Annotated in this window: 22 protein-coding genes and 1 pseudogene; 17 read left to right on the top strand and 6 right to left on the bottom strand. The window is 70.4% G+C overall.

Annotation, left to right across the window (positions count from 1 at the left end):
* Window positions 1-70 precede the first annotated feature (70 nt).
* The 4 genes from BST11_RS01510 (at window position 71) to BST11_RS01495 (ending at window position 3771) form a co-directional block, all read left to right on the top strand.
* The gene (locus BST11_RS01510; protein WP_083136262.1) at window positions 71-1171 is read left to right on the top strand and encodes an NAD(P)H-dependent amine dehydrogenase family protein; all 1101 of its coding nucleotides are present in this window, start codon (window positions 71-73) and stop codon (window positions 1169-1171) included.
* A 16-nt stretch (window positions 1172-1187) separates the two neighbouring features.
* The gene (locus tag BST11_RS01505; RefSeq protein WP_067326780.1) at window positions 1188-1928 is read left to right on the top strand and encodes a glucose 1-dehydrogenase; all 741 of its coding nucleotides are present in this window, start codon (window positions 1188-1190) and stop codon (window positions 1926-1928) included.
* Window positions 1929-2039: 111 nt separating this feature from the next.
* Entirely contained in the window at window positions 2040-2390 is a 351-nt protein-coding gene (locus BST11_RS01500; RefSeq protein WP_083136261.1) for a WhiB family transcriptional regulator, read from the top strand.
* 34 nt (window positions 2391-2424) lie between these two features.
* Window positions 2425-3771, top strand: coding sequence for an FAD-binding oxidoreductase (locus BST11_RS01495; RefSeq protein WP_083136260.1), 1347 nt, complete (start codon window positions 2425-2427; stop codon window positions 3769-3771).
* A gap of 75 nt (window positions 3772-3846) precedes the next feature.
* Here BST11_RS01495 and BST11_RS01490 read toward each other — a convergent pair whose 3' ends face one another.
* From BST11_RS01490 to BST11_RS01480, 3 genes are read right to left on the bottom strand one after another with little or no spacing between them, the layout of a single operon-like run.
* Window positions 3847-4386: a TetR/AcrR family transcriptional regulator gene (locus BST11_RS01490; protein ID WP_083136259.1), complete on the bottom strand. Its 540-nt coding sequence runs from the start codon at window positions 4384-4386 to the stop codon at window positions 3847-3849.
* Window positions 4387-4417: 31 nt separating this feature from the next.
* Window positions 4418-5260: a thioesterase family protein gene (locus BST11_RS01485; protein WP_083136258.1), complete on the bottom strand. Its 843-nt coding sequence runs from the start codon at window positions 5258-5260 to the stop codon at window positions 4418-4420.
* Window positions 5261-5274: 14 nt separating this feature from the next.
* On the bottom strand, window positions 5275-6099 hold the full coding sequence (locus BST11_RS01480; RefSeq protein WP_083136257.1) for an SMP-30/gluconolactonase/LRE family protein: 825 nt from the start codon (window positions 6097-6099) through the stop codon (window positions 5275-5277).
* 189 nt (window positions 6100-6288) lie between these two features.
* On the opposite strand from BST11_RS01480, the gene BST11_RS01475 reads away from it, so the two are divergent.
* Genes BST11_RS01475 through BST11_RS01465 form a run of 3 tightly spaced genes read left to right on the top strand, consistent with a single transcriptional unit; the run spans window position 6289 to window position 9247 of the window.
* Complete coding sequence (locus BST11_RS01475) at window positions 6289-7179, top strand: acyl-CoA thioesterase (protein ID WP_083136256.1); 891 nt, start codon at window positions 6289-6291, stop codon at window positions 7177-7179.
* A gap of 4 nt (window positions 7180-7183) precedes the next feature.
* Complete coding sequence (locus tag BST11_RS01470) at window positions 7184-8098, top strand: LLM class F420-dependent oxidoreductase (RefSeq protein ID WP_083136255.1); 915 nt, start codon at window positions 7184-7186, stop codon at window positions 8096-8098.
* Complete coding sequence (locus tag BST11_RS01465; protein WP_083136254.1) at window positions 8099-9247, top strand: acyl-CoA dehydrogenase family protein; 1149 nt, start codon at window positions 8099-8101, stop codon at window positions 9245-9247.
* Here the strand turns inward: BST11_RS01465 and BST11_RS01460 are convergent.
* Both BST11_RS01460 and BST11_RS01455 read right to left on the bottom strand, forming a co-directional pair.
* The gene (locus tag BST11_RS01460) at window positions 9244-9921 is read right to left on the bottom strand and encodes a DUF427 domain-containing protein (RefSeq protein ID WP_083136253.1); all 678 of its coding nucleotides are present in this window, start codon (window positions 9919-9921) and stop codon (window positions 9244-9246) included. The two genes, BST11_RS01465 and BST11_RS01460, sit on opposite strands and share 4 nt — an antisense overlap.
* 62 nt (window positions 9922-9983) lie before the next feature.
* Complete coding sequence (locus BST11_RS01455) at window positions 9984-13268, bottom strand: helix-turn-helix transcriptional regulator (RefSeq protein WP_169834862.1); 3285 nt, start codon at window positions 13266-13268, stop codon at window positions 9984-9986.
* 242 nt (window positions 13269-13510) lie between these two features.
* On the opposite strand from BST11_RS01455, the gene BST11_RS01450 reads away from it, so the two are divergent.
* The 10 genes and pseudogenes from BST11_RS01450 (at window position 13511) to BST11_RS01405 (ending at window position 21518) form a co-directional block, all read left to right on the top strand.
* Entirely contained in the window at window positions 13511-14704 is a 1194-nt protein-coding gene (locus BST11_RS01450; protein ID WP_083136251.1) for a CaiB/BaiF CoA transferase family protein, read from the top strand.
* Window positions 14705-14815: 111 nt separating this feature from the next.
* Window positions 14816-15388 (top strand): hypothetical protein, encoded by a 573-nt coding sequence (locus tag BST11_RS01445; protein ID WP_083136250.1) that lies wholly within the window; start codon window positions 14816-14818, stop codon window positions 15386-15388.
* Between the two features lie 3 nt (window positions 15389-15391).
* Window positions 15392-16096 carry an NIPSNAP family protein gene (locus tag BST11_RS01440; protein WP_083136249.1) on the top strand — a complete coding sequence of 235 codons (705 nt, stop codon included), beginning with the start codon at window positions 15392-15394 and terminating at the stop codon, window positions 16094-16096.
* Complete coding sequence (locus BST11_RS01435) at window positions 16093-17307, top strand: cytochrome P450 (RefSeq protein ID WP_083136248.1); 1215 nt, start codon at window positions 16093-16095, stop codon at window positions 17305-17307. Before BST11_RS01440 ends, BST11_RS01435 begins: the two co-directional genes overlap by 4 nt.
* Before the next feature lies 1 nt (window position 17308).
* Window positions 17309-18277 carry a zinc-binding dehydrogenase gene (locus BST11_RS01430; RefSeq protein WP_083136247.1) on the top strand — a complete coding sequence of 323 codons (969 nt, stop codon included), beginning with the start codon at window positions 17309-17311 and terminating at the stop codon, window positions 18275-18277.
* 2 nt (window positions 18278-18279) lie between these two features.
* Complete coding sequence (locus BST11_RS01425) at window positions 18280-19041, top strand: HpcH/HpaI aldolase family protein (RefSeq protein ID WP_083136459.1); 762 nt, start codon at window positions 18280-18282, stop codon at window positions 19039-19041.
* The gene (locus tag BST11_RS01420; protein ID WP_083136246.1) at window positions 19038-19436 is read left to right on the top strand and encodes a nuclear transport factor 2 family protein; all 399 of its coding nucleotides are present in this window, start codon (window positions 19038-19040) and stop codon (window positions 19434-19436) included. The genes BST11_RS01425 and BST11_RS01420 overlap by 4 nt, the downstream gene beginning before the upstream one ends.
* A complete protein-coding gene (locus BST11_RS01415) occupies window positions 19433-20161 on the top strand; it encodes an SDR family NAD(P)-dependent oxidoreductase (RefSeq protein WP_083136245.1) in 729 nt (242 codons plus the stop codon). The genes BST11_RS01420 and BST11_RS01415 overlap by 4 nt, the downstream gene beginning before the upstream one ends.
* Before the next feature lie 116 nt (window positions 20162-20277).
* Window positions 20278-20595: pseudogene (locus BST11_RS01410) on the top strand (NAD(P)/FAD-dependent oxidoreductase); the annotation flags it as partial.
* Window positions 20592-21518, top strand: a complete 927-nt coding sequence (locus BST11_RS01405) for an alpha/beta hydrolase (protein ID WP_083136244.1) — start codon at window positions 20592-20594, stop codon at window positions 21516-21518. The pseudogene BST11_RS01410 and the gene BST11_RS01405, both read left to right, overlap by 4 nt.
* A 26-nt stretch (window positions 21519-21544) precedes the next feature.
* Here the strand turns inward: BST11_RS01405 and BST11_RS01400 are convergent.
* On the bottom strand, window positions 21545-22192 hold a 648-nt coding region (locus BST11_RS01400; protein WP_142276157.1), incomplete at its 5' end, for an HNH endonuclease signature motif containing protein.

The raw sequence follows: 22192 nt of genomic DNA, 5'->3' as shown, positions 1-22192 counted from the left end.
GGTGGGGGTCAGGAAAATAGTGGACTACTGTCTAGAAACGTTTCGGGCGTTCGAGGGACGGAGATTTCTCATGGCCATCCGCGTCGCGCACGTCGGCACCGGAAATGTCGGCGGCCTGGCCCTGGCCCAGCTGATCGCCAACCCGCGGTTCGAACTGACCGGCGTGTGCGTGTCCAGCCCGGCGAAGGTGGGCAGGGACGCCGGGGAACTGTGCGGCGTCGGCCTGGACGAGCCCACCGCGACCGGCGTCAGCGCGGTCGGGGACCTCGACACCGTTTTGGCCACCCGGCCCGAGTGCGTCGTCTACTGCGCCATGGGCGACACCCGGCTCCCCGACGCGATGGCCGACGTCATGCGCATCCTCGCCGCCGGCGTCAACGTGGTCGGATCGTCGCCCGGGCTTTTGCAGTACCCCTGGGGCGTCATGCCCGACAAGTACATCGGCCGGGTGCAAGACGCTGCCCGGCAAGGCAATTCGAGCATCTTCATCAGCGGTGTCGACCCGGGGTTCGTCAACGATCTGATCCCGTTCGCGCTCGCCGGAACCTGCCAGCGCATCGAGCAGGTGCGCTGCATGGAGATCCACGACTACGCGAGCTACGACGGCTCGGAGGTAATGAACTACATGGGGTTCGCCCGTCCCCTGGACGAGGTGCCGATGCTGCTGCAGCCGGGCGTGCTCGGCATCGCGTGGGGGACGGCCATCCGTCAGCTGGCCGCCGGTCTGGGCATCGAGGTCGACGAGATCACCGAGTCATACCAGCGCGAGCCGGCGCCCGAAGACTTCGACATCGCGGTCGGCCACGTCGCCAAGGGCACGCTCGCCGCGCTGCAGTTCGAGATCCGCGGGATGGTCAACGGGCACCCGGCCATCGTCATCGAGCACATCACCCGGTTGCGCCCCGACCTGAAACCCGAATGGCGGCAACCGGCTTCGGGCGCCGGCTCGTACCGCATCGAGATCACCGGCGAGCCGTCCTACGCCGTGGACATCGCGCCCGGCAGTCGCAAGGGCGACCACAACCACGCCGCGATCGCCGGGGCGGCCGGGCGCATCGTCAACGCCATCCCGGACGTCATCGCGGCGCCGCCCGGCATCGTGACGACACTCGACCTCCCGCTGGTGACCGGGAAGGGCCTTTACGCGCCAAGCAATTTGGTGTCCACCTAATCGAAGGGAGTTGCGAGTGGGACGGGTAGACGACAAGGTCGCGCTGATCAGTGGTGGGGCTCGCGGCATGGGCGCCTCGCACGCGCGGCTGTTGGTGGAGGAGGGCGCCAAGGTGGTGATCGGCGACGTCCTCGACGAGGAGGGCAAGGCGCTGGCCGCCGACATCGGTGACGCGGCGCGCTACGTCCACCTCGACGTCACCCAGCCCGACCAGTGGGACGCCGCGGTCGCCACGGCGATCTCCGACTTCGGCAAGCTCAACGTGTTGGTCAACAACGCCGGCATCGTCGCCCTCGGGCAACTGCGGAATTTCGACCTGGGCAAGTGGCAGAAGGTGATTGACGTCAACCTGACGGGCACGTTCCTGGGCATGCGGGTGGCCGTCGACCCCATGACAGCGGCCGGGGGCGGCTCGATCATCAACGTGTCGTCGATCGAGGGGCTGCGCGGCGCGCCCGCCGTGCACCCCTACGTCGCGTCGAAGTGGGGGGTGCGCGGGCTGGCCAAGTCGGCGGCGCTGGAGCTGGCGCCGTTGAACATCCGGGTCAACTCGATCCATCCCGGGTTCATCCGCACCCCGATGACCGAGAAGCTGCCCGAGGACATGGTCACCGTCCCGCTGGGTCGCCCGGGCGAGTCGCGTGAGGTCTCGACGTTCGTGCTCTTCCTCGCCAGCGACGAGTCGTCGTACACGACAGGCAGCGAGTTCGTGATGGACGGCGGGCTGGTCACCGACGTGCCGCACAAGCAGTTCTGACCCACGGCCCCCGGGCTATTCAACCCGTGTTGTTTAGGCCGCGTAGCGCGCGGGAACCATGCTGGGACGCACCCGCCTGCGGGATCTCGTGTCGTGAGAGGGGGACAGCTCATGAAAGGATCATGGCCCGCCGATCGAAGGCCACACCTTGCGGTACGCGGAGTGGCCCGCGGCCCGGCCGCGGCGGAAGCCGTCGGCGGTTGGGCGTCGAAAGCCTTGTGCGCGGACGCCGATCCCGACGGGCTCTTTGTCACCGGCGCCGCCCAGCGCAAGGCCGCGGCGCTGTGTCGCCACTGCCCCGTCATGCAGGAGTGCGCGGCGGAGGCCCTGGACAACCGGGTGGAATTCGGTATCTGGGGCGGCATGACGGAGCGGCAGCGGCGAGCCTTGCTGCAGCACCACCCCGAGGTGGTGTCCTGGTCGACCTTCCTGTCCGAGCGACAGAAACGCAGCGTCGGCTGAACCGCGGGCGCCGCCGGTTGGTATAACCGCGAGCATGCCACGCACTCCGGCGGGCCTCGAAGAGATCGTCGGTTCCAACCACGTCGTGACCGACCCCGACGTGCTGGCCGGCCGCAGCGTCGACCACACCGGCCGCTACCGCGGGCGGGCCAGCGCGCTGGTGCGGCCGGGGTCACCCGAGCAGGTCGCCGAGGTGCTGCGGGCGTGCCGCGATGCCGGCGCGAACGTGACGGTGCAGGGCGGCCGCACCTCGCTGGTGGCCGGCACCGTCCCCGAGCACGACGACGTGCTGGTGTCCACCGAGCGCCTCTGCGTCCTCGGCGAGGTCGACACCGTCGAGCGCCGCCTCTCGGCGGGCGCCGGGGCCACCCTGTCCGCCGTGCAAACCGCCGCCGCCGCAGCGGGTTTGGTGTTCGGCGTGGACCTGGCCGCGCGCGACACCGCGACCGTCGGCGGCATGGCCTCCACGAACGCCGGCGGGTTGCGCACCGTTCGCTACGGCAACATGGGCGAGCAGGTCGTCGGCCTGCAGGTGGCGCTGCCCGACGGTTCGCTGCTCCGCCGCCGCAGCCTGGTGCGCCGCGACAACACCGGCTACGACCTGCCGGCGCTGTTCGTGGGCGCCGAGGGCACGCTCGGCGTCATCACCGCGCTGGACCTGCGGCTGCACCCCACCCCGTCGCACCGGGTGACCGCGGTCTGCGGGTTCGCCGACCTCGAGGCGCTGATCGAGGCCGGCCGCACGTTTCGGGACGTGGACGGGATCGCGGCGCTGGAGTTGATCGACCGCCGGGCCGCCGCGCTGACCGCCGAAAATCTCGGCGTGGGCGCGCCCGTCGAGGGCGATTGGCTGCTCTTGGTGGAGCTGGCCGCCGACCACGACCAGACCGAACGGCTGGCCTCGCTGCTGGACGGCGCGCGGTTATGTGGTGAGCCCGCGGTGGGCGTGGATGCCGTTGCGCAGCAACGGTTGTGGCGCGTTCGAGAATCGCTGGCCGAGGTGCTCGGCGTGTACGGGCCGCCGCTGAAGTTCGACGTGTCGCTGCCCTTGGCGGCAATCGGCGGGTTCGCCCGCGACGCGGTCGCGTTGGTGCGCGCGCGGGTTGCCGAGGCGATACCGGTGCTGTTCGGCCACGTCGGCGAGGGCAACCTGCACCTCAACGTGCTGCGCTGCCCCGTCGAGCGCGAGCAGGCGCTCTACGCGCCGATGATGGACCTCATCGCCGAGTGCGGCGGCAACGTCAGCTCCGAGCACGGCGTGGGCAGCCGCAAACGCCCGTACCTGCACATGTCGCGGGAGCCCGCGGACATCGCCGCGATGCGGGCGGTCAAGGCCGCGCTGGACCCGACCGGCTACCTCAACGCCGCGGTGTTGTTCTGATCGCCCTCGCCGCGAAACTGTAACTACCGACGCCGTTACTCGAGAAGCGCGTCGCCAGTTACAGTTTCGCGGGCATTAAGTGCTGCCCTTGATGCCGACGGCGTGGCGCAGCTGCTCGAGGAACTGGTCGGCGTCGTCGCTGCGAACGATGTAGTGCGAGATGGCGATCCGGATCACGGTCGCCGCCTTCACCGCGGCGTTGGGTCCGGAAAGGTGGCGCTGCAGGCCGGCGCGCATCTGCGGGATGACGCGCGAGAACTGCGCGATGGTGTGCTCGGGCTCCACGTCGACCATGCGCACGCCCGAGTACGAATCCTGGTACTCGACGATGAACCGCAGCACGGCGTCGAGCTTGTCGGCGCCCTTCAGCCCCGAGGTGGCCTTGACCAAGCCGCTTTCGAAGGTCTGTCGCTCGTATTGCGAGAACGCCGTCAGCAGCTCCTCTTTCGACGCGAACCAGCGGTAGAGCGTGGGCCGGGAGACGCCCGCCTGGGTGGCCACCTCCGACAGGCTGAGCTTGGTCTTGCCGTTGCGGCCGAGCACCTCGGCGGTGGCGTCGAGGATGCGCTGACGCGTCGAGGTGTCGAACTCTGCCGCTGGGGCCGGCCGGCTCATATCTGAATCTTTACGAAGTAGGGCGGGCGTGTCACGGTGTTTTCGCTTCCCGCCCGGGCTTGGGCGGGCGCCCGCGCACCAGCACGCACTGCTGGATGGCGCCCACCGCGCCCCGCTCGTCGAACAGCGTGCCGACCGTCGTCCCGACGCCGTCGGGCCCGTAGCTGGTTTCCGCGCGGATGCCGATCCAGTCGCCGTCGGGAACCCGGAACACGTGCACGGCCAGGTCGGTGTTGAGGAACGTCCACTTGCTGATGTCGAGCTTGCTGCCGATGCCGTTGGCGCAGTCGGCCACCGCGAACAGGCGCTCCAGCGGGGTCATGGTCTCGCCGTTGACGAGGTCCACGGTCGGTCTGATCCAGGATTCCCCGGGGCCTTCGCTCAGCGGCTCGGTCAGCCACAGCCACTCCAGGCTGTGCACGTAGTTGCGGTCCCAGTCCCTGGCCGTGAGGTTGCGGTCGTAGGCCGCGCCGCGCGGCCGGGGCGGCGGCGCGGCGGAGTGGGAAAGCGCCCGCGTGTCCAGCCGCTGCAACCGCCAGCCGGTGGCGCGCGCCACCGGCCGGGGTTGGCCGTCGGGGCCCGGGGCCAGCAGCTCGGCGCCGACCAGCTCGATCTGTTTGCCGCCGCGCTGCACCTGCGATCTGACCCACAGGTCGCCCTCCGCGGGCACCCCGCCCAGCAGGTCGATGACGACCCGCGCCAGGCGGGTGTCGTCGCGTTGGGCGCAGCGCTCCAGCGCCCGCACCAGCAGCGCCGACACCGGCCCGCCGTGCTGGATCGCCGCCGACCAGGTGCCGCGCGCCAGGTCGGTCGCCCGGAACTTTTCGCCCAGCGCGTCGGCCTGGTCGATGAGCTCGTAGTACGCGTCGGTCAATCGTGCACCTTTCGTCAGGGCAGGCCCGCGCCCGGGATGTCGACGGTCACGGCGTCCAGCCGCGAGAGCCGGGTGCCCACCAGCCGCCGGGGATAAGCGTCGGTGCTCGACAGCAGGAACAGCGTGCGCCGCGCCGGGCCGCCGAGCGCGCACGCGATGGGCACCCGCTCACCCATGTCGATGCGGTCGGTCACGGCCCCGCCCTCGACGATCCGCTCGAACTCGTGGGCCAGCGTCATCGCCGCCCACACCCCGCCCTCGGCGTCCAGCGCGATGCCGTCGGGCGGGCCGTCCAGGCCGTCGGCGAAAACCCGCCGGCCGCCCAGCCCGCCGTCCGCGCCGATGCTGAACGCGGTCAGCCGGCGGCCCGTCGATTCGGCGACGATCAGCGTCTTGCGGTCGGGGGTGATCACCATGCCGTTGGGGAAATCGAGGTCCTCGGCGACGACGGTGGCGCTGGGGCTGTCGTCGGCGTCGAGGCGGATGATCGCGCCGCCGGAGAACGCCTGGCATCCGATGTAGGCGCGCCCGGCGTCGTCGACGACCATGTCGCCCAGGTTGGCCTCGGTCCGATCGGCGAGGTCGGCGACGGTGACCACCGTTTCGCCGTCGTAGAGCAGCACCTGGCGGTTCTCCGCCGAGGCGATCAGCAGCGACCCGTCGGGACGAAACCCCAGGCCCGACGGCGACTGCCCGGGCAGCGGCAGCGTGGTCAGCGAGCCGCGCATGTCCGCGGTGTGCACGGCTTCGCCCAGCATGTCGGAGAACCAGAGCAGCCCTTCGAACCAGCGCGGTCCCTCACCGAAGCAGAATCCCTTGGCCAGGGGCTCGGGAATCATCCGCGCACCCCCTCGACCAGGCCCTCCGCTTTACAAAACACCGCAAAAGTGTCATGCACGACGTGTGCCGGTGTCAATCGCGCCGATCCCGCGCGCCCGGCCGCGGGGATGTCGTTAGCCAAGCTTTACAAATCTTGCACAAAGTGTCACGCTGAGCCCTGAGCCGCGAGCGCGAGAGGTGGAACGGATTTGACCAAGACTTCCGAGGAATCGACGCCGACCGAGTGGACCGTGCCGCGCCTGCTGGACCTGTTCGACGTGCACGCCGACGGGCAGGACCGGTTCACCGCCGAAACCGGCGCCGACGTCGGGGACGGCCGCCAGGTGGTGGAGGGCACCCAGGTGCTCGCCCAGGCGATTGTCGCGGTGGCCAAACGATTTCCGGACAAGTCGGTGCGTTCCGCGCACGCCGTGTTCTCCCGCGCCGTGGCCGTCGGCCCGCCGATCGAGTTGGTCCTCGACGTGGTCGCCGAGGGCCGGTCCACCGCCACGGCGGTGGTCGCCGTGCACCAGAACGGGCGGCGCTGCCTGAGCATCACCGTGCTGGCCGACGTCCCGACCGGGGACGTGATCCGCCACCACCTGCCGCGCCCCGACGTCGCCGCGCCGGCCGACGCGCACCTGTCGGAGATGCCGATGGCCGGGCGGGAGCTGCGCCTGGTCGACGTCGTCGACGTCAACAGCCCCGACGAGGTCGGGCCGCCGGAGCTCTACGCGTGGCTGCGTTACGACACGATCCCCACCCGCGACGACCTGGCCAAGGCTCTGGTCGCCTACTTCACCGGCCATCTCGGGATCTCCACCACCATGCGGGCGCATCCCGGCATCGGCACCGCCCAGGCGCACCTCACCGTCTCGACCGCGCCGATGACGATCTCGGTCGCGTTCCACGAGCCGGTGCGCTGGGACGCGTGGCTGCTCTACACCCACGAGAGCACCCAGGTCGGTGCGGGGATGTCGTACGTGCGCGGCACCGTGCACGCGCAGGAGGGCGAGCTGCTGGCGTCCTTCGCCCAGGAGGCCCTTATCCGGCCGTTGCGCACCAGCGACACGGCGATCGATTCCAGCGCCCGGTTCTGACGCCATGCGCTTCGCCTTCACCCACCCGATGCACACCCATCCGTACAACCCGGAATTGGTTGCGGGGGAGGGCATCGCGACGGTCGCGGCGGCGGCCGAGGCGGCGGGGATCCACGGGTTCGGCTTCACCGATCACCCGGCGCCCTCGCAGCGCTGGCTGGACGCCGGGGGCCACGACGCGGTGGATCCCTTCGTCGCTTTGGGTTTCGCCGCGGCCCGCACCACCACCCTGCGCCTGATTCCCAACATCGTCGTGCTGCCCTATCGAAACCCGTTCGTGGTGGCCAAGTCCGGTGCCACGCTGGATCTGCTCTCGGGCGGGCGCTTCACGCTGGCCGTCGGGGTGGGCTACCTCAGGCGGGAATTCGCGGCGCTCGGGGTGAGCTACGACGAGCGCGCCGACCTGTTCGAGGAAGCGCTGCAGGTGATCCGCGCGATATGGTCGGGTGACGACATCTCCTTCGAGGGAAGGCATTTCAGCGCCCGCGGGATCACCGCGCATCCGCGGCCGGCCAGTCCCCCGCCGATCTGGATCGGCGGCAACACGGCGGCCGCTCGCCAGCGGGTGGCGCAGTACGGCGACGGCTGGTGCCCGTTTCCCGCCCCGCCGCAGCTGGCCCAGACCGCGGGCACGGCCGTCATAGACTCGGTGCAGCGCCTCACCGAGGGCATCGACGATCTGCGGCGTCGGTGCGACGCGGCGGGCCGGGACTTCTCGACGATCGACGTCACCTTCACCAACTTCGAGGGCGGTAGCCCCGCCGGCGACGAGTTCAACGCCGACGCGTACCTCGGGGGGTTGGAAAAGCTTGCGGCCCTGGGGGTGACGTGGGTGAGCGTCCACCTGCCCGGTGACGGCCTAGCGCACGCGCTGGAAACCCTCGACCGGTTCCGCGCCGACGTGATCGAAGCGATGTAGATGGACTTCTCACCGGTCGAACTCGGCGCCGAGGACCAGGTCTTCCTCGACGAGCTCCGCGCGTTCCTGGCCAAGCACGTCACCGAGGAGGTGCTGCAGCGGCAGCGGGAGTTCGGCGAAAACTTCGACGAGCAAGTGCATCTGGCGTTGGGCGAGGCCGGGTACCTGGCCTCGGACTGGAAGCTGGAGTCCGAGGGCGGGTTCAGCCCCGTTCGCCGGCGCATCTTCGAGCTCGAGATCGGTCGTGCCCACACCCCGTGGTACCACTGGGGCACCACCTCCGTGGTGGCGAAGCTGGTGCGCCAGTTCGGGGCGCCGGAGCTCACGGCGCGGGTGTTGCCCGGGGTGCTGTCCGGCGAGATCCGGCTCTGCCTGGGCTACACCGAACCCGAGGGCGGCTCCGACGTCGCCACGTGCAAGACCCGGGCGGTCCGCGACGGCCCGACCTGGATCATCAACGGCTCCAAGATGTTCACCTCGAACGCGCAGAACGCCAGGTACGTCTTCCTGCTCACCAACACCGACCCGCAGGGGCCGAAACACAAGAACCTCACCATGTTCCTGGTGCCACTCGACACGCCGGGCATCGAGATCCAGCCCATCCGCACGCTCGACGGCGACCGCACCAACATCGTGTACTACAGCGACGTGCGCGTCGACGACCTCTACCGCATCGGCGAGGTGAACGGTGGTTGGACGGTGATGCGCTCGGCGCTGGACTCCGAGCACGGCCTGGTGGACGCGGAAAGCCATGGGCTGCAGAACATCGCGGCGATGAGCGAGCACGGCCGGCTGATGGGCGAGGCGGTGGACAAGGTCGCGGGCATCGTCGGCGGCACCGCCTCCGAGGCGGTGAAGTATCGACTGGGGCGCAGCGTCGCCCGGATCGAGGCGGCGCTGTCCACCCCGGGCATGTTCGGTCGCGTCGCGCTGGCCCAAACGATGCGCGACGTCTCCCCGGAGCTGATGGACCTCGTGGGGGCGGTGTCGGCGTTGCCGACGGACGCCGCGGGTTCGGCCGACGAGGGCGCGACGGAGCAGCTCTTCCGGCTGGCGCTGCCGATGGGCATCTACGGCGGGACGCTGGAGGTGTTCCGCAACATGATCGCCCAGCACGAGCTCAAGCTGGGACGACCGAGCTACGGCTAGGTGCGCGGCAGTTCGGCGGCGACGTCGCAGCGGGCGGCGTCGAAACTCAGAAACCCTTTGACGGGCAGGCTTTCCGGGGGCGGATCCGCGTAGCTCCACGCGACGTCGTCGATTACTTGCCCGCCGACGACGGCGGACCAGTACGTCGCGAAGCCCTTGTAGTTGCAGTAGCTCGAGGTCTCCGACGCGCGCAGCAGGTCGGTGCGCACATGCGCCGGGTCGACGTAGAGCCGCGGCTCGAGCGCGGTCTCGAACAGGATCACCGTGTCGTCGGTGTCCACCAACACCGCGCCGGCGACCGAGACGCGCAGGCGCCGCTTCGTCGGCCGGCAGTCGATGCGGTGGTAGGGGTTGGGCGGGTAGTGGACGAGTTCGCGGCCCTCCTCCAGCCAGGTGTCGACGGCGTCCCACGGGACGTGGACGAAGCCCGGCGCCTCGGGCTCGGGCTCGGTGGGCAGGCCGGCGACCTCGTCGACGGGGAACGCGTAGCTCAGCGGGCGGCCCCGCCGGTGCACCAGCAGCGCCCGCTCGGTGTCGAGCACCACGCGCCCGTCGCGGATGGCCTGCACGCGCCGCGGGTGCGGCTCGACGTAGACGACACCGTCGGGCACCGGCGGGGAAAACCGCCCGGCGGGATCGGCGCTCAGCGGCCCTCGCCCGGCTACCAGGGACATGGCGTTCCTTCCCGATGCGTTACGAGCCTGCCCGATTTCAACCTAGCGCGGGCCGGGGGCTGTTATGCGTGCCGAGCGGCCTCCTGCGCGAGTTGCAGCCGGGAACGCAGTCCCAGCTTGGCAAAGATGTGGGTGAGGTGGGCCTGTGCCGTGCGCGGTGAAATGAAGAGGCGTGCGGCAATGTCCTTGTTGCCCAGGCCCTCGTTGACGAGTTTCACGACGTCGAGCTCCGCGCGCGTCAGCGATGCCCAGCCGGTGCTTGCGCGTTTGCGTTGACCGCGGCCGCGTTGCGCGTAGGCGATCGCGTCCTCGATGGACAATGCCGCGCCCTCGGCCCACGCGGCCTCGAAATCGTTCTGGCCCATGGCTTCACGGAGCGCCGCCATCTGTTTCGCATCCTCGATCTCCAGGACCTTGAAGCGCGCCATGCCCATGTGCCGACGGGCCCCGTCCGCGGCGCCGAACAGTCGCGCGGCGCGCGTATGGTCGCCCGAATCGCCCGCCACGCCGGCGAGGCAGTCGAGCGCGAACGGAACGATCAGGTTGCCGCCGAGGCGGGCGGCCACGTCCAGCGCGTCGAAGGAATCGCGCTCGGCCGCATCGAGTTCGGCCTCCGCGATCCTTACGCGCGCACGGGAGGTCAATGCTGCGGCCAGACACCACGTCCTGGTCGCCGCCACCACGTCGTCCGCCCAGCGGCGGGCCGCGGCGAGATCGCCGCACGCCAGCGGGGCCAGCGCCGCCCAGATGTACAGGGAGGCCAGTTGGACGTACATTCCGGTGATCTCGCGCCCCGCTTCGAGCGCCTGCCACGCTGCCGCGGCGTCGCCCGCGGCCAGGTGGACATAGCCGAAGGCCGAGTGCACGGTGGCGAGGTGGGCGTGAAAGGAGTCGGACGCGCGTTGCAGGGCCCCTTCAACGGTTTTGCGGGCCAGCTCCGTGTGTCCTTGGTAGGCCAGCACCATCGCTTCACACGCCGGCACGTGCACCCAGAACAATCCATCTCGCGCCGCGGTCAGCTCCTCGTCCAATTTGTGCAGCTGACCGAGCGCTGTGGTCAGGTCACCGCGCAGGATCCGTGTCCAGGCGAAGATGTACCGGAATTGGCGTGACAAGGCGCCGGCGGCCATGTTTTCGGCGATCCGATTTCCTTCCTCGGCGGCTGCCTCCGCCACGTCCAGTTCGCCGAACAGGACGGCGAACGACGCCTGTAAGAAGAGGATTTGTCCCAGCCACCAGAAATCGCCGATGCCACGGGCGAGGTCGGCCGCCTCGTCGAAGTACGCGTCACCTCCCTCTCGGTTGTCGTTGGCGAAGCAACCGCATGCGGTCAGGGCCCGCGCCACGACCGCCGGATCGCCAACCTCGCGCGCCGATGCCAGGATCCGCTCGGTGTCGAGATCGACCGCCATTCCCGTGAATCCCAGCAGGGCGGCCCTGGCGGCCGACGCCCGTACGCGGGCCACCGATTCCTCGGCACCCTCGGTGTCCGCATCGGCAAGGGCCGCATCGAGCCAGTCCAGTCCCTCCTGCATGCGGCGCCGTGTCACCCAAAGCGGTAGCAACGCCGCCGCGAGCGTCAGCGCGTGGCCGGGGTTCGAGCCTTCCCTGCTCCAGGCGAAGGCCGCCCGCAGGTTGTCGATGTCGGCCTCGACCTGTTCGATGCGGCGGTCGTGGCCGGAGCCCGCCGGAGCATCGAGGAGGTGGGCCATCGCGATGTAGTGGTCGCGGTGGCGAGCACGCACCTCGTCGCCTTCGCGGGATTCGCCGAGCCTTTGCTGCGCGTACTGGCGCACGGTCTCGAGTAGGCGATACCGGGTTCCGTGCTTGCCGACCTCGGCGACCAACAGCGACTTGTCGACCAGCAGCGTCAGCTGGTCGAGCATTTGGAATCGCCCCAGGTCGCCCCCGCCGGCCACGGCCTGGGCGGCGCCGAGATCGAACCCGCCGAGAAACACCGCCAGCCTTCGGAACAGCACTTGTTCTGGTTCGGACAGCAACGCGTGCGACCAATCCACACAGGCCTGCAAGGTTTGTTGGCGACGCACCGCGGTGCGGGCACCGCCGGTCAGCAGCCGGAATGTGTCGCGCAGGCTGTCGAGGATCTCCGTCGGAGACAGAGCGCGGACGCGGGCGGCGGCAAGTTCGATGGCCAGTGGCAGGCCGTCGAGCCGTCGACAGATCTCGATGACGGTGTCGTTGATCTCGGGGGTGACTCGGAATTCGGGCTTGGTTCGGCGGGCGCGGTCGCCGAACAGCTCAACCGCTTCGTCGGTGAGCGACAGCGAGGGCACCCGCCAGCTCACCTCACCGCCCACCCCGATCGGTTCGCGGCTCGTCGTCAGCAGCGTCAACGCCGGGCACACACGCAACAGGTCGGTGATCAAGGCGGCGCTCGCATCGAGCAGGTGTTCACAGTTGTCGAGCAACACCAGCATCTGGCGGTCGCGAATGAAGCGCCGCAGCACCTCCATCGTCGATTGGCCGGGCTGGTCGGGCATACCCAGCGCGCGGGTCGCGGCGAAGGGTACGAGTTCGGGGTCGGTGATCGGCGCCAGGTCGACGTACCAAACCCCGTCGGCGAACTCACCGGCGATGTCGGCGGCGATCTGCACCGCCAGCCGCGTCTTGCCCGCTCCACCCGCGCCCGTCAGCGTGACAAGCCGATGCTCGGCAAGTGCGCGACGAATCTCGCTCATTTCCGTCCGGCGCCCGATGAAACTCGTCAATTGCATCGGAAGACGTTCGGTCGCAAGGACATTGGCGGTGCGCAGTGGTGGGAAGTCATTGTGAAGGTCCGGGTGGCACAGCTGCACCACCCGCTCGGGGCGGGGCATGTCGCGCAACGGGTGAAAGCCGAGGTCCGTCAGCGTGACATCCGGCGGGAGCTGGTCGACGACGAGCGGTTCCGTCGCGCCCGACAGCACCGTCTGCCCGCCGTGGGCGAGGTCGCGAAGCCGGGCCGTGCGGTTGATCGTCGGGCCGATGTAGTTGCCCTGTGTACTGGTTGGGTCGCGCAGCTGCACGTCACCGGTGTGGACCCCGATGCGTAGCTTGATGGGCGCCAGCGGCGCCCGTTGCAAGTCCAACGCGCAGGCAACCGCGTCGGCAGCGCGCGCGAACGCGATGACGAAGCTGTCGCCTTCCCCCTGCTCGACGGGCCGCACCCCGCCGCGAGCGGCGACCGCGTCGGACAGCATCCGGTCAAGGCGAGCCAGCGCGGCCGTCATCGCCTCGGGCTGGGTTTCCCACAACCGGGTCGACCCCTCGACGTCGGCCAGCAACAACGTGACGGTTCCCGTCGGAAGCTCGCTCATGTTCACGTCGCTCCAGCTACTTTCGCTCATGCTAGCCAGCATGCGGCGACATATGCCGCCGAAACATCGGCGAAATCGCCGATAGTTGCGGTGACGGCACGCGTAGGTACGCCCCCGCCACCGCGGAATTACGCGGTTCGGCCGATTGGCCGGCGAATCGTCGGCGAGCGTGCTCTTGGTCGAGGCCGCTTGACCGGCGGCCGCGGGACGGGGACGCCAACCGTGTGCCCCGGTTGGGAGACTCGGCCGCACCACAGGGTAGGAAGTTAGCCATGGCGGGACCGGTGGAAGGCTTGAAGGTCGTCGAGCTCGGGGTGTGGGTGGCCGGACCGGCCGCCGGCGGGATCCTGGCCGACTGGGGCGCCGACGTCATCAAGATCGAGCCGCCGACCGGCGACCCCGGGCGGCTGTTCGGGAAGATGCTGGGTTGCGACCTGGGCGTCAACCCGCCGTTCGAGATGGACAACCGCTCCAAGCGCAGCGTCGTGTTGGACCTGACCACCGACGAGGGCCGCGCCACCGCGTTCGAATTGCTTTCGGACGCAGACGTTTTCCTGACCAACGTGCGCCCCGGCGCGTTGCAACGCCTAGGCCTCGACTTCGAGTCGGTGTCGGTGCGCCACCCGCGTCTGGTCTACGGCCTGATCACCGGGTACGGCGAGACCGGCCCCGACGCCGACCGCGCCGCCTACGACGTGGCCGCGTTCTGGTCGCGCGCGGGCGTGGCCCACCTGCTGACCCGGCCTGGCGACACGCCACCGTTCCAGCGCGGCGGCATGGGCGACCACTCGGCGGGCATGACCCTGGCCGCGGCCGTGTGCGCGGCGCTGCTGGCCCGCGACCGCACCGGCACCGGCCAGCTGGTGACCACCTCGCTGTACCGCCAGGGCGCCTACACCGTCAGCTTCGACCTCAACACCTACCTGCTGACCGGCCAGCCGATCGCGATCGGGCAGCGCGAAACGATGGGCAACCCGTGCATGAACAACTACACCGCCGGGGACGGGCGGCGGTTCTGGTTGGTCGGGCTGGAGGCCGAGCGGCACTGGCCCGCGCTGTGCCGGGCGGTGGGGCGCCCCGGCTGGGGCGACGACGACCCCCGGTTCGGCGACGCCCGGTCCCGCGCGGCCAACGCGGTGCAGCTCATCGCCGAGTTGGACGCGATCTTCGCGACGCGCCCACTCGACGAGTGGGCGCAGATCTTCGCGGGCGAACCCGAGTTGTTCTGGTCGCCGGTCAACGCGCTCGAGGACGTGGTGGCCGACGAGCAGTTCCACGCCGCCGGCGGGATCATCGACGTCCCCGTGGTCCCCGATGCCGACGGCGGCGTCGCGATGGTGGCCACGCCGGCGGACTTCCACGGCACCCCGTGGGCGCCCCGCTGGGTGGCGCCGCAGCTGGGGCAGCACACCGACGAGGTTCTCGCCGAACTCAAGGCCCGGCGAGGCGGGCAATCCGCAGGCTAGGCACCTTTACAAATTTGGCCCGAAGTGTCACGCTGTCGGGTGACAACACGCCCATGTCAAACCCTGCAGTGCCGCCAACGCGCCCGACGTGCGGCGGTGAGGAACGGATTGATGGCCACTCCAACGATCGACATCAGCCACAACAGCCGGGTTGCCGCCGCACGAGCGGCCCGCGCGGACGGGGAGGGTCTGCGATATCGGCTGGACGTCGTCGCGTCCAGCCCCGCCGACGTCGTGCGATCGGCCGGCGGCTTCCTCTATGACCGGGTGATGGCCGGTTGGCAAGTGAACATGCTGCTGCCGCACGGCTGCGACACCCGCCCGCTGCGCATCCTCGGGGTGCGGGCGTTGGACCCGCAGGCGGCCTCGGCGGGCTCGACGACCCACAGCCTGGCGGTGAGCGCCGAGGCGTTCGCCGCCGACGCGCAGGTGCGGGACAAGGTGCTCGAGTGCCTCGACGACCGGCTGACCGAGGTCGCACTGTGGGGTGACGGCTGGCCGCTGGCGGTCAACCGCGCCATGACACGGGCCCAGCATGTGCTCAGCGCGGCGGCGCGCCGATTCAAGGGCCACGCGCTGGCGGCGGCCGAAATTGACTGCGACACGGTCGATCCCACCGAGCCGCTGCTGTGCGACAAGGTCTCGCGTTTGCCGGTCGACTCCGGGCTGATCCCGCTCGACTAGTCCATGAAGAAGTATTACGGCCACACACTGCTCTACCTGCACGAGACGATCTCGCTGGGATCCGGGCGCGCCGACGGCTTCACCGAGGCGTTCACCGGCACCTACCAGCCGATGATGGACGAGCTCGGCGCCCGGCTGTTCGCGATCTGGGAGACCACCCCCTACAACGGCCACTGGCCGCAGGTGACGATCATCTGGGAGGTCGACGGGTTCGCCGACTACGCCAGGATCGGCGCCGCGCAGGCCCGCGGCGGCAGCCACGAGGCCGCGGCGGCCAAGTGGTCGGCGTTTTTGGCCGATACCGGCGCCTCGGGGGAGGGCCGGATCATGTACCCCGGCCCCAGCAACAAGACGCTGGCCCAGCTGCGCGAGTCCAATTTCACTGCGCCGCTGGTCATCCAGGAGATCATGCAGACCAAGCCGGGCCGCCAGGACGACTACATCCGCGAGCTGGAGCGGCTCTACGTCCCCTGGTCCGAGCGCACCGGCAAGCGCTGGCTGGGCTCGTTCACCACCACCTTCCGCTACAACGAAGTCATCCACTACTGGGCGCTGGACGGCGGCTGGGAGTGCTTCGCCAATCACTACCCGTCCTGGAAGGAGAGCCCGCCCGCCGAGATCGTCACCTGGATGAGCGTGGCGCCCGCCCTGCGCGACGGCTGGGAAGACTCCATCCTGCAGGCCCTACCGCCCTCGCCACTGCAGTGAACTTCCGGTACGACCCGTTCGACGCGGACGTCATGGCAAACCCGTTGCCGTACTACCGAACCCTGCGCGACGAGCACCCCGTGTACTACATGCCGCAGTGGGACACCTACGCGCTGTCGCGCTTCGACGACATCTGGCGGGTGCTGGAGGTCAACGACGGGACGTTCGTCGCCTCGGAGGGCACGCTGCCCGCCGCGTCGGTGTTGGCCAAGCACAACGCCGGGCCGGTCGACGACCCGCCGCTGCACCCGCTGCCGTTTCACGCCGTGTTCGGCGCCGAGCTGTACGGCGCGATCCGCCGGGCCCACTCCCAGCCGCTGCGGCCCAGGTCCGTCGCCGCGCTCGAGGGCAGGATCCGCGCGCTGGCCAACGAACGCCTCGACCTCCTGCTGCCGCGGGGGTCGTTCGACCTCACCCAGGACTATGGCGGGATCGTGGTGGCCTCCGTCGTGTGCGAATTGCTGGGTATCCCAACCGATCTCGCGCCGCGGGTGCTGGCGGCCGTGAACGCCGGCAGCCTCGCGGAGCCGGGGGTGGGCGTGGATACCGCCGAGTCGCGGCCCAACTACTTCGAATACCTGGTGCCCTCGGTGCGGCGCCGCCGCGCCGAATCAGACGGGCTGCCGGGCCTCCCCATTGTGGACGGCCTGCTCGGATATCGCCTGCCCGACGGCAGCGCGCTCGACGACGTCGAGGTCGCCACCCAGATGCTGTGCATCTTCATCGGCGGGACCGAGACGGTCCCCAAGATCGTCGCCCACGGGCTATGGGAGCTCGGCCGGCGGCCCGACCAGATGGCCGCCGTGTGCGCGGATCCCGACACCAACGTGCCGATCGTGCGCGAGGAGATGATCCGGTTCTGCGCGCCGGCGCAGTGGTTCGCCCGAACGGCGCGGAAGCCCTTCGCGATTCACGACCAGACGATCCGGCCCGGCCAGCGGATCATCACCCTTTTGGCGTCGGCCGCCCGCGACGAGCGGGAGTACCCCGACCCCGACGATTTCGTGTGGAACCGTCCCATCCGCCGCTCGCTGGCCTTCGGCCGGGGCCAGCACTTCTGCATCGGCTACCACCTGGCGCGGCTGGAAATCGATGTGCTGCTGGGCGAATGGCTGCGCCGCGTCCCCGACTACGCGATCAACGGCGACGCCGCCACCCGGCTGCCGTCCAGCTTCCAGTGGGGATGGAACAAGATCCCGGTGGAGGTCTGACGTGTGGTCCTACCGGATCGTCGCGCCCTACCTGTTCGAACGGACGTCGATCCCCGACCGCACACCCGAACAGCTGACCGATGGCCAAGTCCTGCTGCGGTTTTCGGCGGCGGGCGTGTGCGGCAGCGACCTGCCGGCCTTTCGCGGTAACCGGGGCCGGCTGCCCGGGGACGACGGCAGCGGCGCCGCCGAGAAGGACGGGTTCCCGATCCACGAGGTCGCCGGGGAGGTGATCGCGAGCCGCCACCCCGAGCACCGCCCCGGCGACCGCGTGGTGGGCTGGGCGTCCGGCTTCGACGGGCTGATGGAACGCGTGGTCAGCGATGGCAACATGCTGCTTCCCTACGACCCCGCGCTGACCCCGGCGCGGGCCATCGGCCTGCAGCCGCTGGCCTGCGTCCTCTACGCCTGCGAGCAACTGCCGGACCTGTCGGGCCGCCACGTCGCCGTCATCGGGCAGGGCTCGATCGGCCTGCTGTTCTCCTACGTCGCCAAGGCGGCCGGCGCCCGGCGCGTCACCGGGGTCGACCCCGTCGACCGGGCAAGCCACGCAACGGCGTTCGGGGTCGACGACCCCGTGCGCGCCACCAGCGACCGGTGGGTCAGCCAGCTGGCCCCCGGCGACCGCGCCGACGTCGTCATCGAGGCCGTCGGGCACCAGGTGGCCACCCTGGGGCACGCCATTCAGGCCGCCGCGCCCGGCGGGACCGTCTTCTACTTCGGCGTCGCCGATGACGACGCCTACCCGATCAGCATGCGCCACATGCTGCGCAACAACCTGACGCTGAAATCCGGTGTGACGCTGGAGCGGCGGCGGATGCTGGAACTCGCGGGCAAGTTCGCCGCCGAGCACCCCGAGCTGCTCGGCACCTACCTCACCCACACCTTCGGGGTTGACGACGTCCAGGCGGCGTTCGAGCTGGCCTCCCGGCCCGACCCGGAACGCATCAAGATCGCGATCGGACAATGACGATGGCGGAGAATTCGGCGAGCAACCTGCAGCGGGCGCTGGGCCGGGCCACCCCGATCTGGGGTGGCTGGATCACCGGGCCGACGCTGCTCGGACCCGAGGAATTCGCCAGGGCCGGTTACGACTACGTGGGTTTCGACGCCCAGCACGGCTACCTCGACGACGCCGGGATCGCCCGGGCGCTGCGGCGCATCGAGCACCTGCCCATCGGCACCGTGGTACGCCTGCCCAACGCCGACGCGGCGCCGATCGGGCGGGTGCTGGACGCCGGCGCCGACGCCGTCGTCATCGCGATGATCGAGTCGGCCGAACAGGCCGCCGCCGCGGTGGCCGCCACCCGCCACCAGCCGGCGGGCATCCGCAGCTTCGGCCCGCTGCGCGCCGACCTGGGCCACGACCCCGCCGCGCTGGAATCGCGGGTGAGCGTGTTCGCGATGATCGAGACGGCCGCGGCGCTGTCCGGTCTGGCCGAGATCTGCGCCGTCGACGGGCTCGCCGGACTCTACGTCGGGCCCGCCGACCTGGCCCTGTCGATGGGCGTGGACGTGGTTGGCGCGACCAAGCATCCTGCGGTGCTGGACGCCGTCGTGACCATCCATCGGGCGGCCACTGAGGCGGGGCTGGTCACCGGCATTCACGCCGGGGACGGCAAGACGGGCCGCGCCATGGCGAAGCTGGGAATCCGGATGATCACCTTGGCCGCCGAATCCCAGGCGCTGCGCCGCGGGGCGACCGAGCACCTGCGGGAGGCGACCGGGCGATGACCGAAGACGAAACCTCGATCCGCGGGCTCATCGCCGACTACGCCCTCGCCCTGGACACCGCGGACGTCGACGCGTGCCTCGCGTTGTTCGCCGCCGACGGGGAATTCGTCGTCTACGGCCGGACTTTCGCCGGTCATGAGGGCATCGGCCAGATGTTCCGGGACGCGCCCCGCGGCCTGCATCTGACCGGGGTCTCGCGGATCGAGGTCGGCGACGACACGGCCACGGCCCGCTCGCAGGTGCTATTCGTCAGGGCCGGGGACCTGCACCTGCGGCCCGCGATTTACGACGACGAGCTGGCCCGGGTGGACGGGCATTGGCGTTTCCGGCGGCGGCGCTGCCAGTTCGTCACCAGCCGCGGCCTGTGCGACAGCCCGGAGGTGGCGTCGCCGTGACCGGACGCGTCGCGCTGGTGACCGGAGCCGCCGGGGGGCAAGGCTGGGAGATCGCGAAACGCTTACGCGCGCTGGGCCTTTCGGTGGCCGCCTGTGATCGGCGGGCCGACGAGCTGACCGCCGCGGTCGACGAGCTGGGCGACGAGGCCGTCATCGGAATCCCGCTGGACGTCACCGCCGAGGAGCAATGGGAGGCGGCCGTCGGAGCCACGGTGGAGCGATTCGGCGCGCTGACCGCGCTGGTCAACAACGCGGGCGTGCTGCACCGGGCGTCGCTGGCCGACGAGACCGCCGAGGGATTCGAAAGCTCCTGGCGGGTCAACTGTTTCGGGGCGTTCCTCGGCATCCGGGCGACGCTCGAGCAGCTGCGCGCGGCACGCGGCCCCGCGATCGTCAACATCTGCAGCACCGGGGCGATCCGGCCCTTCCCCAGCCACGGCGCCTACGGCTCGGCGAAGTGGGCGCTGCGCGGCCTGACCCAGACCGCCGCCGCCGAACTGGCCCCGCTCGGCATCCGGGTCAACGCGGTGTTCCCGGGACCCGTCGCGACCCCGATGCTCGACGACGCCACCCAGCTGAGGCTCGCCGCATCGTCGGCCTTCGGGCGGATCGGGCAGCCGGCCGAGATCGCCGACGCCGTCGCGTTTCTGGTCTCCGACGCGGCGTCCTTCATCACCGGCTCGGAGCTGGTCGTCGACGGCGGGCAATGCCTGCAGATCCGATGACGCCCCCCACGGTCGGCATCATCGGTGCCGGACGGGGCGCCCTGGCCCTGGGAATCCCGCTGTCGCGGGCTGGGTTTCGCGACTTCGCCATCTTCGACCGCGAGGACGGCGTCGGCGGCACCCGGCGGACCGTCGGGTCGAACAGCGTGATCTTCATGCTCGAGGCCCAGGCGCGCTACGTCGTGCGCGCGCTGAAGTACCTGCGGCGCAAGGGCAAAACGCACGTCGCGGTGCGGACCGCCGGATTTGCGGACTTCGTCGCCAAGGTCGACCAGTGGATGGTCGGCACGGCGTGGGTCACCCGGTGCGGCAACTACTCCCGCACCGCCAACGGGCGCGTGGTGACGCAGTGGCCGCGCAGCCCGCGTAGCTTCTGGGGGATGACGCGCAGATTCCGGGCCGCCGACTTCAGCTTCGAGGCACCGGCCCGATGACCGAGCTGGACGGCTGGGAGCGCCTGGATCCCGCCCTGCGCGAGGTGGCGACGACGCGCACCGACTTCTCGCAGGACGCAATCCACCTCATGCGCGAGCCGTTCAACCAGCGCCGCCGCGAGGCCGCCGACCGCACGGACGCGCAGGGCGTGCGGATCGACGACGACACCGCGGACGGCGTGGCGGTGCGCATCTACCGCGGGGCGCAGGAGAATCCGGCGCCTGCGGTCGTCTACTGCCACGCCGGCGGCTTCGCGCTGGGCAACCTGGACACCGATCACCGCCAGTGCGTGGACCTCGCGCGGCGCGCCCGCTGCGCCGTGGTTTCGGTCGACTACCGACTGGCGCCTGAGCATCCCTATCCGGCCGCCCTCGACGACGCGGTCGCCGTGCTGCGCTGGGTGGCGGTCAACGCCGCCGAGCTGGGTGTCGACCCCGCGCGGCTGGCGGTCGGGGGCAGCAGCGCCGGCGCCGCCCTGGCGGCGTGCCTGGCGCAGGGTGCCGCCGACGGGTCGCTGCCGGCGGTCGCGTTCCAGCTGCTGCACCAGCCGGTGCTGGACGATCGGGAGACCGCGTCCAAGGCCGAGTTCTGCACCAGTCCCGCGTTCGACGGCGAGGCGGCCGAGCAGATGTGGCGGCATTACCTGGGCCCCGACAACGCCGGAGCGGGATCGGCTGTGCCGGCGCGGCGAGACGAATTGCGCGGCGTGGCACCGGCGCTGATCACCTGCGCCGAGGTCGATCCGTTTCGCGACGAGGCGATCGACTACGCGCTGGCGCTGTTGCGCGCCGGGGTCTCCGCCGAATTGCACGTGTTCCCGCGCACCTGTCACGGGTTCGATTCGCTGCTGCCGGATTGGTCGGTGTCCCAGGCGTTGTTCGCCCTGCAGGGGCGCGCCCTGTCGAGCGCGCTGCACGGCTGACGGGCGTCGCGCACTCGACGAACGGTCTAGTTGGTGCTGGGTGGTGGTTGGGGTTGGAAGGGTGTGTACCACCACCAGTCGGCGCGTTCGCCGAGAGGTCCGGGGCAGGGCGCGACGGTGGGTGGGGCTTGCGTCGGTGGGCGGGCCAGCGATGCGGGGCTTAGTGGTCGGCCGGTTTCGTCGGTGACGGTGAGCTCGGATGCGGGTCCGGTGATGGTGATCAGGCCGCGGTGGTGTGATCGGTGGTGATAGGGGCACACCAGCACCAGGTTGGCCAGCTCGGTGGCACCGCCGTCTTCCCAGTGCCGGATGTGGTGGGCGTGGAGACCCCGGGTGGCCCCGCAGCCGGGGACCGCGCACGTGCGGTCGCGGTGCTCGAGCGCGCGACGAAGCCGTCGGCTGATCACCCGGGTCACCCGACCGGCGCCGATGGGCTCGCCGTCACGTTCGAACCACGCCTCACAGGTGGCATCACAGGTCAGGTATCGGCGTTCGGCGTCGGAAAGCAGCGGGCCCAGATGCAGCGCCGCGACCCGCCGCTTGACGTCGAGATGCATCACCATGGTGGTGTGCTGCCCGTACGGGCGGCGCGCCACCTCGGTGTCCCATCCGGTCTCGACCAAGCGCATGAACGCCTCGACGGTGCCCGGCAGCGGCGGCGCAGCATCGGATGC

Source organism: Mycobacterium alsense, assembly GCF_002086635.1.
In the GTDB taxonomy this organism is placed as follows: domain Bacteria; phylum Actinomycetota; class Actinomycetes; order Mycobacteriales; family Mycobacteriaceae; genus Mycobacterium; species Mycobacterium alsense.
Note: the sequence above shows the minus strand (reverse complement) of the source record. Positions and strands in the feature narration are given on the sequence as shown.